The following is a 12,472-nucleotide window of genomic DNA, read 5'->3' as shown; positions in this document are numbered from 1 at the left end:
CCGGCCGCTGGGGGCGGTTGCCCGGTGGCGGCCGGTCCATGCCGGTTCGCCCCCGTCCGCCCCCGGCGGGAATCCGGCGGGAATCCGGCGGGAATCCGACGGCCCGGGCAGGCATCGGAGGCGGGCAATGGGGCATGCGGGTGCCGCGGCGCCGTCCGGCCGCGCATCCGTGAGACGAGGAGGAACCATGTCGATCCTTTGGGCGATCATCGCCGGTCTGGTCATCGGCCTGCTGGCGAAGCTGGTCATCCCCGGCCGTCAGCCGATCCCGCTGTGGCTGACCGTCCTGCTGGGCATCGTCGGCGGCATCATCGGCAACTTCCTGGCGAGCGCGTTCGGCGTCGCCGACACCGACGGCGTCGACTGGATCCGGCACTTCTTCCAGATCGGCGCGGCCGCCGTCCTGATCCTGCTGGTCACCCCGTTCTGGTCCCGCCGACGCGTCTGACGCGTCCGGCACCTCCGAAGTACCTGACGCACCGACACCGACGGCCCGACGCGCCCCAGGGCGCGCCGGGCCGTTCGCGCGCCGACGGACCTTGTCACATGTTCGGGGAAACCGGGACCGCCCGCCCCCGCCGTACCAAGGTGGCGGCAACGACTGCCCCACCGGGCCCGATCCGGCCCCCCGCGCAGCTCGCCACCGCGGCCCGGCAGTTACTCCACGGTGACGCTCTTGGCCAGGTTGCGCGGCTTGTCGACGTCCCGGCCGAGGGCCACCGCCGCGTGGTAGGCCAGGAGTTGGAGCGGGATGTTGAGCAGCAGCGGGTCGAGCTCGGGCTCGCTCTTCGGGACGACCAGGCAGTGGTCGGCGAGCTTGGCCTCGATCGGGCGGTGCGCGACGGCCAGCACGCGGCCCTCGCGGGCCTTGATCTCGCCCAGCGCGGTGAGGTTCTTGTCGAGCAGTTCGTCGTCGGGCACCAGCGCGACGGTCGGCAGCTCGGGGGAGATCAGCGCGAGCGGCCCGTGCTTCAACTCGCTGGCGGGGTAAGCCTCGGCGTGGATGTAGGAGATCTCCTTGAGCTTCTGCGCGCCCTCCCGGGCGACGGGGTAGCCCCGGACCCGGCCGATGTACATCATGCCCTGGCTGTGGGCGTACTCGGCGGCCAGCGCCTCGATCTCCTTCTGCTGCTCCAGCACCTGCCGGATCTGGTCGGGCAGCGCCTTGAGCCCGGCGACGATGCGCCGTCCGTCGGCGGGCGAGAGGTCGTGGATGCGGCCGAAGTGCAGGGCGAGCAGCGCGAAGGCGACCACGGTGGAGGTGAAGGCCTTGGTGGAGGCGACCGAGACCTCGGGCCCGGCGTGCAGGTACAGGCCGCCGTCGCACTCGCGGGCGATCGCCGAGCCGACGGTGTTGACCACGCCGAGGACGCGGCCGCCCTTGCGCTTGACCTCCTGGACGGCGGCGAGCGTGTCGTAGGTCTCGCCGGACTGGCTGACCGCGACGTACAGGGTGTCGGCCTCGATGACGGGGTTGCGGTAGCGGAACTCGGAGGCGGGCTCGGAGTGGGCGGGGATCCGGGCCAGTTCCTCGATCAGCTGGGCGCCCATCTCGCCCGCGTAGTAGGCGGATCCGCAGCCGAGGATCTTCACCCGGCGGATCTCGCGCAGCTCCCGGGCGTCCAGGTTGAGGCCGCCGAGGTGGGCGGTGGCGAAGCGCTCGTCGAGCCGTCCGGAGAGGGTGCGCTCGACGGCGCCGGGCTGCTCGTGGATCTCCTTGAGCAGGTAGTGGGCGTAGCCGCCGGTGTCGTAGGAGCCGACCTCCCAGTCGACGGTGGAGGGCTGCCGGGTGACGGTGCGGGCGTCCTCGGTGAAGGTCCGGAAGCCGTCGGCCCGGACGGTGGCGAGCTCGCCGTCCTCCAGGTGGACGACCTGGCGGGTGTAGCGGACCAGCGCGGAGACGTCGGAGGCGGCGAACATCTCCTTCTCGCCGATGCCGAGCACGATCGGGCTGCCGTTGCGGGCGACCACGATCCGGTCGGGCTGCTCGGCGTCCAGCACCGCGATGCCGTAGGTGCCGACGACCAGCTTGAGGGCGGCGCGCACCGCGTCCTCCAGCTCGCCCCCGTCGGCGCGGTGCGCGGCGACCAGGTGGGCGAGGACCTCGGTGTCGGTCTCGGAGCGGAAGACCGCGCCGTCGGCGGCGAGCTTGGCGCGCAGTTCGTCGGCGTTCTCGATGATGCCGTTGTGGACGACGGCGATCCGGCCCTCGTTGTCGGTGTGCGGGTGGGCGTTGGCGTCGGAGGGGACGCCGTGGGTGGCCCAGCGGGTGTGGCCGATGCCGACGCCGCCCTTGAAGCGGGCGGGCAGGGCGGCGGCGAGGTCGGCGACCCGGCCCTTGACCTTGCACAGGCGCAGCTTGGCGGCGGCGGACCTGGTGGCGGGGGCGACCACCGCGACGCCCGCCGAGTCGTACCCGCGGTACTCCAGCCGCTGCAGTCCCTCCAGCAGGATGGGGGAGGCGTCCTTGGGGCCGATGTAGGCCACGATTCCGCACATGACGTGGGCTCCTCTGTCAGTCGTGGGTGGGCCGGGGACCGTCAGCCGTAGACCATCCGCCGTAGTTGACGCGCCGACAGCTGCGGGGCGGCCACCCGGCGGGCGGCCAGTTCCCCGCCCAGGCGGGTGAAGATCTGCTCGTTGGTCAGTCCCCGGGCCTGCAGCTCACCGTGGCGGCGGCGGACGTACTCCTCGGTGGTCTCCGCGAAGTACGCCAGCACCTCCGCGACGACCCGCGCGGCCTCCCCCGGGGCCAGGGGGGTGGTCCTGGTGAGGTGGGCGAGCAGGTCCTCGTGAGGGTGCGGTGAGACAGGCACGATGCGGGAGCCTAGGCGTGGAGGGTTCATTTTCCAAAGATCCTGCCCGAATTCGGGCAGGGGCACCAGTTGTGGCGCTCCGCTGCAACCTTTCCCGGGCCCGCGGCGTACTCAAGAACGGTGGTCGAACGGGCGGGCGGGGCGCCACCTATGATGTGGGGCCGTCGTTGTAGGGCGGTGGGCGGATCGGTGTTCGGGTGATCGTGGCGGGCATCTGACCCCGTCGGCGGTGTTCCTGGCCGGGTTTCCGGCGGTCACCCCGCAGGATGGGCCGCGTACTGTCCGTGTCGATCACAGGGGGAACGTCCGTCATGCAACCGCGCGTGTTCGCCGTCGTCACCGCCGTCCTGCTGGCCGTCCTCGGCCTCGGGTCGGTCATGGTGACCGACTGGACGCCGAAGTCCGCCAGCGCCGCCACCACCGGCGCGGGCGGCCCGCGCCCCGGTGCCGTGCCCGACAGCGCCGCGACCGCTCCGGCGGCCTCCCCCTCCCCCACCGGCGACCCGGCGGTGTGGACGCGCTCGACCCTGCGCAACAAGCTGATGGCCGAGATGGAGGCCACCGACCCCGGGGTCGCCCTCGCCGACCTCGACAGGATCTCCAAGGACAAGCCGTACACCGTGCGGTTCTGCCACCCGATCGCGCACGAGCTCGGGCACGCCGCGGTGCAGCGCTACCACCAGGACTTCCAGAAGGTGATCTCCTTCCCGCACGAGACCTGCGCGGCGGGCTACCTGCACGGCGCGGTCGAGGAGATGCTGGCCAACTCCAAGGACCCGCAGAGCGACATCCTGACCCTGTGCGCCCCGGCCAACACCGGCCCGTGCATCCACGGCGTCGGCCACGGCATCATGTTCGTCACCAAGCAGGACATCCCGGCCGCCCGCGCGCTGTGCGACAAGTTCCCCAGCCAGAGCCGCCGGATCACCTGCTCCGAGGGCGTGTTCATGCAGTTGTTCGCGCCCGACGAGGAGGACGAGAAGGCCAAGGCCAACCTCCCCGCGGACAAGCTCGCCGCCGAGCCGCTCTACCCGTGCCCCGAGCAGCCCGCCCTCTACCAGTCGGCCTGCTTCTTCTACGCGCCGACCTTCTTCCTCTCCTCGCACGACTACGCCAACCACCCCGAGGCGTTCGCCCAGGCCCTGCAGTGGTGCCTGAACGCGCAGGCCGGCGGCGGCGCCCAGGACTGCTCGCGGGGCGCCGGTTCGCGCATCATGAAGTACAACCTGGACCGCGAGGACTGGGCCGCCCAGCAGTGCGCCACCGCCAAGGACGGCTGGCAGCGCAAGGCCTGCGCGCAGGGCCTGGTCAGCTACTACACCGTCAACTACACCGACTCCGGCGCGGCCGGCCGCCTCTGCGCCAAGATCACCGACAAGGAGATCCAGGGCTACTGCCGCTCGGCCGGCGGCCTCTCCAGCACCCTGGACTGACCCTTTCCCCTGGTGGGGCCGGTGGGGCCGGTCCCGCCGGGGCATACGATGCCCCGTGTGAACGACGACTTCCGCGGGGCCGCACGGACGGCCGCAGACCTGGTGGCCGACTACCTCGACGCGGTGCCCGACCGCCCGGTGTGGCAGCCGACGGACCCGGCGGAGCGGGCCGCGCTGCTCGACCTCCCGCTGCCCGAGCACGGCGCCCCGCTGGAGGAGCTGCTGCGGACGGTCGAGCAGCGGATCATGCCGCACCCGATGGGCAACGGCAGCCCGCGCTTCTTCGGCTGGGTCAACTCCGCCCCGCAGCCCGCCGGGGTGCTCGCCACCCTGGCCGCGAGCGCGATGAACCCCAGCTCGGCCGGCGGCGACCACGCCGACGTCCACCTCGAGCGGGCCGTGGTGCGCTGGATCGCCGAACTGGTCGGCTTCCCGCACCCGCCCGGCGGCGGCCTGCTCACCTCCGGCACCTCGATGGCCACCATCGTCTGCCTGGCCGCCGCCCGCGGCCGGGCCGCCCGCAAGGCCGGGTGGGACGTCCGCGAGGACGGCCTCGCCGGGATGCCCCCGCTGGTCGGCTACGTCACCGGTGAGGCGCACAGCTGCGTGCGCAAGGCCGCCGAACTGCTCGGCCTCGGCTCCAGGCACCTGCGCACCGTCGCCTCCGACGCCGACGGCCACCTCGTCCTGGACGCCCTGGCGGCCGCGATCGCCGAGGACCGGGCGGCCGGGCGGCTGCCCTTCCTGGTGGTCGCCTCCGCGGGCACCGTCGGCACCGGCGCCGTCGACCCGTTCGAGCCGATCGCCGACCTGGCCGAGCGCGAGGGCCTGTGGTTCCACGTCGACGGCGCGTACGGCGCCTTCGGCGTCCTCGACCCGGCGATCGCGCACCGCTACGCGGGCATGGAGCGGGCCGACTCGCTCGCCCTCGACCCGCACAAGTGGCTGGGCGTGCCGGTCGACTGCGGCTGCGCCCTGGTGCGCGACGCCGAGGAGCTGCGCGGCACCTTCAGCCTCGTCCCGTCCTACCTGCGCGACGACGCGGCCGGGGACCTCGGCTGGTTCTCCGAGTACGGCACCGAGCAGACCCGCCCGTTCCGCTCGCTGAAGGTCTGGGCGTCCATCGCCCACCGCGGCCGCTCCGGCGTCGCCCGGGACATCGCGCACTGCACCGCGCAGGCCCGGCAGCTGGGCGAATGGATCGAGCAGGACCCGGAGTTGGAGCTCGTCGCCCCCGTCGAGACCTCCATCGTCGCCTTCCGCCACCGCCCCGCCGGGCTCGACGGGGCCGGGCTGCAGCGGCTCAACTCGCTCCTGCCGGTGGCCGTCCAGCAGCGCGGCCGGGTCTTCGTCACCGGCGCCGTGTACCGCGGCCGCGAGACGCTCCGGGCCTGCCTGCTGAACGCCACCACCACCGAGGCGGACCTGCGGCTGCTGCTGGACGAGGTGAAGTCCGCGGGAGCGGAACTCCTGGACCGGTGCCGTACGTCCAACTGAGCGCGGGAGCGGATCAGCGCCGATCCGACGGGGGCCCGCCGAGACATTTACCGTCAGGTCACGGGGGATTCGTGATCGTGAAACAGCGGAGCGCCACCATGCAGGCATGGACACCATGGCGTACACCCACGACAGAGTCAGCGACGAGCGGCAGGAGCGGCGGCGGAACCGGGGGCACCGCTGGCGCAGGGAGACGGTCGAGCTCGCGGCGGTCTTCGCCGCCGTCGCGGCCGCCGACCTGGTCGCCAACGTCGTCGTGCACGGCCACGACGGGCCGGTGCTGCTGGTCGCCTCGGCGGCGGCCATGCTCGCCACCGCGCTGTTCCGCGGCTGGCTCGCCCACCGGCACCCGCACGGCCCGCCCGGCCCGGCCGCACCGCCGGGCGGCGACGCGATGACCCCCGCCGAGGAGCCGACCGTCCTGTGGCGGCTGCGCACCAGCGTCTCCGACGCGCCCGGCAGCCTGGCCCGGGTGTGCACGGCACTGGCCGGGCTGCGGGTCAACATCGTCTCCATGCAGGCGCACCCGCTGCCCGACTGCACCGTCGACGAGTTCATCGTCCGCGCCCCCGAGGCGCTGCCCCGCACCGAGCTCGCCGCGGCCGTCGCGGCCGGTGGCGGCTGGGACATCTGGACCGACCGGGCCGACGCCCACGAGCTGGTCGACGTCCCCCGGCAGGTGCTCGCGCTGGCCACCCGCACCGCCCTGGACGCCGCCGAACTCCCGGTCGCGCTGCGCCAGTTGTTCGGCCGCGCCACCATCCGGCAGTACCCCGGCCGCGGTGACGGCACCCAGGCCGGCCTGGAAGGACACCTGATGCGACTGCCCCTGCCGGGCGGCGACCTGCTCGAACTCTCCCGGCCCCACCTGCCCTTCACGCCCACCGAGTTCGCCCGGGCCCGCGCCCTGGTCGAGCTCGACACCGTCCTCGGCCCGCGCGTCCCGGCCGTCGCCGCCCGGATCGACCACCTGGACGGCGCCGAGCTCACCGTCCGCCGCGCCACCCCCGAGGACAAGCCCGCCGCCCTGGCCATGCACGCCCGCTGCTCCGCGGAGTCGCTGCGCCGGCGCTACCACGGCCCGGTCAAGGACGCCGACCGCTACCTCGACCACCTGCTCGACCACCGCCACGGCCAGACCCTCGCCGTCGAGACCGCCGACGGGCGCCTGGTCGCCCTCGCCCACCTGATGTGGGACGACGAGGGCGCGGAGATCGCCCTGCTGGTCGAGGACGCCTGGCAGCGCCGCGGCCTGGGCGTCGACCTGGTCCGCCGGATGGCCGCCCTCGCCCTGGAGGCGGGCGTGCGCACCGTCTACGCCGTCACCACCGCCGCCAACACCGGACTGATCTCCACCATGCGACGGCTCTCCGCCCCGCTGGACTACCAGGTCGAGGACGGCACCCTGGTCATCACCGCCCACCTCGCCGAGGCCACCGAGAAGCTCCCGGCCCCCTGGCCCTCCCGCTGAGAAAGGTCCCTCCAGGGGCTCGGGGAGAACGGCGGGGCGCGCATTCAGGGGCTCGGGGAACGGCGAGTCCGAGCTGCCGGCGGCCGGAGCCCATCGATGTGTCCGTGCTGCTTCGGGCCGGGGTGACAGAACCCGAAGCCACGGCGCGCACCGGCAGTGCACCGTGAGCAGCCTCGCGCCCGCGGTTCTCACCGGGCCCCTGATGTGCGTGGTCGTCTGCCGGAAGGCTGGGCTCGCGCCGCAGGTTGTCGCCCCTGCTCAAGTGTGCGGGCGGGAGTCGGTAGGCTGATCCCGACCCCGCCGCCCGTGGGACGTCGAACGGCCCGGGCGGTGCCGCAGCAAGGAGGAACCCCTGAGCATGCCAGGCACCGATTCGGAAGCCCCGCGCGACGCCTCGCTGCCCGCCCGCGCGAAGATCGCCGTGACGGCCGGCAAGATGGCCGCCGCGCTCTCCCAGAAGGCGGGCCGCGGCAGCGGTTCGGTGATCGGCGGCAAGGTCGCGCTCAAGCTCGACCCGGACCTGCTGGCGACCCTCACCGAGCACCTGGACGTGGTCCTGGTCAGCGCCACCAACGGCAAGACCACCACCACCCGGCTGATCGCCGAGGCGCTGCGGGCGGCCGGCCCGGTGGTCTCCAACGCACTGGGCGCGAACATGCCGGCCGGCATCACCGGTGCGCTGGCCAACAACACCACCGCCCGCTTCGGCGTGATCGAGGTCGACGAGAAGTACCTGCCGATGGTCGCCCGGGACACCCGGCCGAAGGCCATAGCGCTGCTGAACCTCTCCCGCGACCAGCTGGACCGCGCGGCGGAGACCCGGATGATGGCCGAGAAGTGGCGCGAGGGCCTCAAGGACACCGAGGCAGTGATCGTCGCCAACGCGGACGACCCGCTGGTGACCTGGGCCGCCTCCTCCTGCAAGAAGGTGGTCTGGGTGGCCGCCGGGCAGGCCTGGAAGGAGGACGCCTGGTCGTGCCCGTCCTGCGGCGGCGTGATGCAGCGTCCCGGCGACGACTGGTTCTGCGGCGAGTGCGGCTTCCGCCGTCCGAACCCGCACTGGGCGCTCCAGGGCACGCACGTGATCGACCCGCACCGCGGTGCCTGGCCGATCCAGCTGCAGCTGCCGGGCCGCGCCAACCTGGCGAACGCCGCCAGCTCGGCCGCCGTCGCGGCGGTCTTCGGGGTGGCCCCGCAGGTCGCGCTGCAGCGGATGCAGTCGGTGGCCGCGGTCGCGGGCCGCTACGACGTGGTGCAGTACCGCGGCCGGGACGTCCGGCTGCTGCTGGCGAAGAACCCGGCCGGTTGGCTGGAGACCTTCTCGCTGATCGACGGGCCGCCCGCGCCGGTGGTCCTGTCGGTGAACGCGCTGGACGCGGACGGCACCGACACCTCCTGGCTGTGGGACGTCGACTACGAGCGCCTGGCCGGGCACCCGATCTTCGTGATGGGCCAGCGCAAGCTCGACCTCGCCGTCCGCCTGGAGGTCGCCAACCTGCAGTTCCAGGTGGTCGACACGCTCGCCCAGGCGGTGGACGCCGCCCCGGGCGGCCGGATCGAGGCCATCGCCAACTACACGGCCTTCCAGCAGCTGCGCAAGGCCGTGGTGGCCTGATGAGCGACCAGTACTACGGGCAGCAGCCGCAGTTCGGCGACGGGCAGCAGGGCCACGGCGACTACGGCCAGCAGCAGTACGGCCGGTACGAGCAGCAGCCCCAGCAGTACGACCAGCAGCAGTACGGCCAGTACGAGCAGCAGCCCCCGCAGCAGCAGCAGTACGACCAGCAGCAGGCGTACGACGGCCGACAGCACCAGCAGTACCAGCACCAGCCGCAGCACCGGCAGTACGGCGGGGACGCTCCGCAGCAGCCCGCGCCCCAGCAGCAGTTCGGGAGGTCTTCGAGGATGAGCGAGAGCAGCCTGCGGGTGGTCTGGGTCTACCCGGACCTGCTGTCGACGTACGGCGACCGCGGCAACGCGCTGGTGGTGGAGCGGCGGGCGCGGCAGCGCGGCCTCGGGGTGCAGCGGATCGACGTGCGCTCGGACCAGTCGGTGCCGACCAGCGGCGACATCTACCTGATCGGCGGCGGTGAGGACCGGCCGCAGCGGCTGGCTGCGGAGCGGCTGCGCAACGACGGCGGGCTGGTCCGGGCGGCCGAGAACGGTGCGATCATCTTCTCGGTCTGCGCGGGCTTCCAGATCCTGGGCCACGAGTTCGTCAACGACCTGGGCGAGCGAGAGGCGGGCCTGGGCCTGCTGGACGTGTGGACGGTCCGCGGCGAGGGCGCGCGCTGCGTCGGCGACGTGCTGGCGGACGTGGACCCGCAGCTGAACCTGCCGCAGCTGACCGGCTTCGAGAACCACCAGGGCGTCACCCACCTCGGCGAGGGCGTCAGCCCGCTCGCCACCGTGCAGGTAGGCCGGGGCAACGGCACCGGCGACGGCACCGAGGGCGCCTGGCGCGACACCGTGTTCGGCACCTACCTGCACGGCCCGGTGATGGCCCGCAACCCCGCGGTCGCCGACATGCTGATCAAGCTGGCGCTGGACGTGAACGCGCTGCCGCCCGCCGACACCACCTGGTACGACGAGCTGCGCGCCGAGCGGATCGCCGCGGCCCGCCCCGCCTGACGGCCGGGGTGAACGCCCGGTGGGGCCGCCGGAGCGGCCCCGCCGGGCGTTCACCCGCGCGTAAGCCGAGGTCACGGCGGTGGACGGCTGACCGCCATGTGGTCAGCCGTCCCACGGCGGGACAACTTCATAGGAGAATAGGAGTGCCCGGGCGCAACACCCTCCTCGGCGGTCGGGTCGCAGTTACGTGTGGTGCGTCGAGGAAGCCGCTCCCGCGTCGGTTTCGGCTCGGCCGGACGCAGGAACCGTATGCTGTGCAGCAGGTCAGTTTCGGGCGAGATGTCCGATTCCCACCCACCAGTCCGGCCGTCCGATCCTGCTCGGGAGTTGGCAAAGCAATGCGTATTGGTGTCCTGACCAGCGGCGGTGACTGCCCCGGCCTGAACGCCGTCATCCGTTCCGTGGTCCACCGGGGGGTGGTCGACCACGGCGACGAGATCATCGGCTTCGAGGACGGCTGGCGCGGTCTCCTGGAGGGCGTGCACCGCCCGCTGACGCTCGACTCGGTGAGCGGCATCCTCGCCCAGGGCGGGACGATCCTGGGCTCCTCCCGGGTCCAGCCGAGCCACCTGCGCGACGGCGTGGAGCGCGCCAAGCAGCACTGCGCGGACCTGGGCATCGACGCGGTGATCCCGATCGGCGGCGAGGGCACCCTGAAGGCCGCGAAGCTGATGAGCGACGCGGGCCTGCCGGTGGTCGGCGTGCCGAAGACCATCGACAACGACATCGCCTGCACCGACGTCACCTTCGGCTTCGACACCGCCGTCTCGGTGGCCACCGAGGCGCTGGACCGGCTGAAGACCACCGCCGAGTCGCACCAGCGCGTCATGGTGGTCGAGGTGATGGGTCGGCACACCGGCTGGATCGCGCTGAACGCGGGCATGGCGGCCGGTGCGCACGCCATCATCGTGCCGGAGCGCCCGTTCCACATCGACAAGCTGACCGACGTCGTGCGCGAGCGCTTCGACCGGCAGAAGAAGTTCGCGATCGTGGTCTGCGCCGAGGGCGCGAAGCCCGAGCCCGGCAGCATGCCGTGGGAGGAGGGCGTCAAGGACATGTACGGCCACGAGCGCTTCACCGGCATCGCCACCCAGCTCTCCCGCGAGCTGGAGCACCGCCTCGGCAAGGAGGCCCGTCCGGTGATCCTGGGCCACACCCAGCGCGGCGGCACCCCGACCGCGTACGACCGCGTCCTGGCCACCCGCTTCGGCTGGCACGCGGTGGAGGCCGCCCACAAGGGTGCCTTCGGCCACATCACGGCGCTGCAGGGCACCGAGATCAAGCTGGTGCCGCTGGGCGAGGCCGTGGCCGAGCTGAAGACCGTCCCGGCGGAGCGCTACAAGGAGGCCGAGACCGTCATCTGACGGCCGGTCGGCTCCCCCGCCCCGGGGGCGCGTCGCGGCCCGCCGCGCACGCCCCCGGGGGCTCGGCCCCGTCCGGCCGATCTTGCCGGGCGCCCGACGCCGCGCGCTGATCCGACAAGATCGGCCGGACAGGGCCTAGCCTCACCGCATGGAGATCCTCGCGTACGGCGTCCAGTCCGACGAGCGCCCGCTGCTCGACGCCGCCCTGGAGCGGCACCAGTTGCGCATGCTGGACGTCTTCCTCACCGCCGACACCGCCCCGCTGGCCGCCGGGTTCCCGGTCGTCTCCAGCAGCGTCAACGACGCCCTGGACGCGGAGGTGCTCTCGCTGCTCGCGGCCGGCGGCACCCGGCTGGTCGCCCAGCGTTCCACCGGCTTCAACAACATCGACCTGAACGCCGCCGCGAAGCTCGGCCTGACCGTGGCCCGGGTCTCGTACTACTCGCCGTTCTCGGTGGCCGAGCACGCCTGGACGCTGGCGCTGGCGGTCAACCGGCGGCTGATCCGCTCGGTCAACCGCTCCCGGGAGTTCGACTTCCGGCTGGACGGCCTGATGGGCCGCGACATCCACGGGATGACGGTCGGGGTGCTGGGCACCGGCAAGATCGGCGAGTGCTTCGCCCGGATCGCGGCCGGTTTCGGCACCTCCCTGCTCGGCTGGGACATCGCCCCCAACCCCGAGTGCGAGGCGCTCGGCATGCGGTACGTCGGCAAGGAGGAGCTGCTCTCCCGCAGCGACCTGGTCTCGCTGCACGTGCCGCTGCTGGACTCCACCCACCACGTGATCGACCGGGACGCGCTGGCCCTGATGAAGGACGACGCGATCCTGGTGAACTCCTCCCGCGGCGGCCTGGTCGACGCCACCGCCCTGGTCGAGACGCTGCGCGCCGGACGGCTGGCCGGGGTCGGCCTGGACGTGTACGAGGAGGAGGCCGACGTGTTCTTCACCGACCGCTCCGTCCAGGGCATCACCGACGACACGCTGGCCCGGCTGATCAGCTTCCCGCAGGTCCTGGTCACCTCGCACCAGGCGTACTTCACCCGCACCGCGGTCGGCCAGATCATCGAGGCCACCGCCCGCAACGTGGACGACTTCGCGCAGGGCCGCACCAACGAGAACACGCTGGTGCCGCAGGACTGACCGCCGCACGGGCGGCGGCGGGCGGACGGGGGCGCTCGGCGGGGCGGGGTAAGCGCCGCTTAGGCTGGGGGCCGAACGAAACCGGACCAAACCGGACCGGACCACACCGGGCCGCCCGG

The 12,472-nt window shown here is 73.0% G+C and carries 10 protein-coding genes; 8 read left to right on the top strand and 2 right to left on the bottom strand.

The window, feature by feature from the left end; all coding sequences use genetic code 11:
* Positions 1-187 precede the first annotated feature (187 nt).
* Positions 188-448, top strand: a complete 261-nt coding sequence (locus ACFY00_RS30220; RefSeq protein ID WP_388035198.1) for a GlsB/YeaQ/YmgE family stress response membrane protein — start codon at positions 188-190, stop codon at positions 446-448.
* Positions 449-657: 209 nt separating this feature from the next.
* Here ACFY00_RS30220 and glmS read toward each other — a convergent pair whose 3' ends face one another.
* On the bottom strand, positions 658-2,499 hold the full coding sequence (gene glmS / locus ACFY00_RS30215; RefSeq protein ID WP_388035195.1) for a glutamine--fructose-6-phosphate transaminase (isomerizing): 1,842 nt from the start codon (positions 2,497-2,499) through the stop codon (positions 658-660).
* A gap of 41 nt (positions 2,500-2,540) precedes the next feature.
* Positions 2,541-2,846 carry a hypothetical protein gene (locus tag ACFY00_RS30210; RefSeq protein WP_388035192.1) on the bottom strand — a complete coding sequence of 102 codons (306 nt, stop codon included), beginning with the start codon at positions 2,844-2,846 and terminating at the stop codon, positions 2,541-2,543.
* Positions 2,847-3,127: 281 nt separating this feature from the next.
* Between ACFY00_RS30210 and ACFY00_RS30205 the strand changes: the two genes are divergently transcribed.
* From ACFY00_RS30205 to ACFY00_RS30175, 7 genes are all read left to right on the top strand, one after another.
* A complete protein-coding gene (locus ACFY00_RS30205; protein ID WP_388035191.1) occupies positions 3,128-4,249 on the top strand; it encodes a hypothetical protein in 1,122 nt (373 codons plus the stop codon).
* Between the two features lie 48 nt (positions 4,250-4,297).
* Positions 4,298-5,746, top strand: a complete 1,449-nt coding sequence (locus ACFY00_RS30200) for a pyridoxal phosphate-dependent decarboxylase family protein (RefSeq protein ID WP_388035188.1) — start codon at positions 4,298-4,300, stop codon at positions 5,744-5,746.
* A gap of 106 nt (positions 5,747-5,852) precedes the next feature.
* The gene (locus ACFY00_RS30195) at positions 5,853-7,217 is read left to right on the top strand and encodes a GNAT family N-acetyltransferase (protein ID WP_388035185.1); all 1,365 of its coding nucleotides are present in this window, start codon (positions 5,853-5,855) and stop codon (positions 7,215-7,217) included.
* 358 nt (positions 7,218-7,575) lie between these two features.
* On the top strand, positions 7,576-8,832 hold the full coding sequence (locus ACFY00_RS30190) for a MurT ligase domain-containing protein (protein WP_388035182.1): 1,257 nt from the start codon (positions 7,576-7,578) through the stop codon (positions 8,830-8,832).
* 290 nt (positions 8,833-9,122) lie between these two features.
* A complete protein-coding gene (locus ACFY00_RS30185) occupies positions 9,123-9,848 on the top strand; it encodes a type 1 glutamine amidotransferase (protein ID WP_388035319.1) in 726 nt (241 codons plus the stop codon).
* A 338-nt stretch (positions 9,849-10,186) separates the two neighbouring features.
* Positions 10,187-11,212, top strand: coding sequence for a 6-phosphofructokinase (locus tag ACFY00_RS30180; protein WP_388035179.1), 1,026 nt, complete (start codon positions 10,187-10,189; stop codon positions 11,210-11,212).
* 148 nt (positions 11,213-11,360) lie between these two features.
* Positions 11,361-12,353 (top strand): 2-hydroxyacid dehydrogenase, encoded by a 993-nt coding sequence (locus tag ACFY00_RS30175; RefSeq protein WP_388035177.1) that lies wholly within the window; start codon positions 11,361-11,363, stop codon positions 12,351-12,353.
* The last annotated feature ends 119 nt before the right edge of the window (positions 12,354-12,472 follow it).

The sequence above is a fragment of the Kitasatospora sp. NPDC001540 genome (assembly GCF_042894345.1).
In the GTDB taxonomy this organism is placed as follows: domain Bacteria; phylum Actinomycetota; class Actinomycetes; order Streptomycetales; family Streptomycetaceae; genus Kitasatospora; species Kitasatospora phosalacinea_C.
This window is presented reverse-complemented; position numbering and strand designations above follow the sequence as displayed.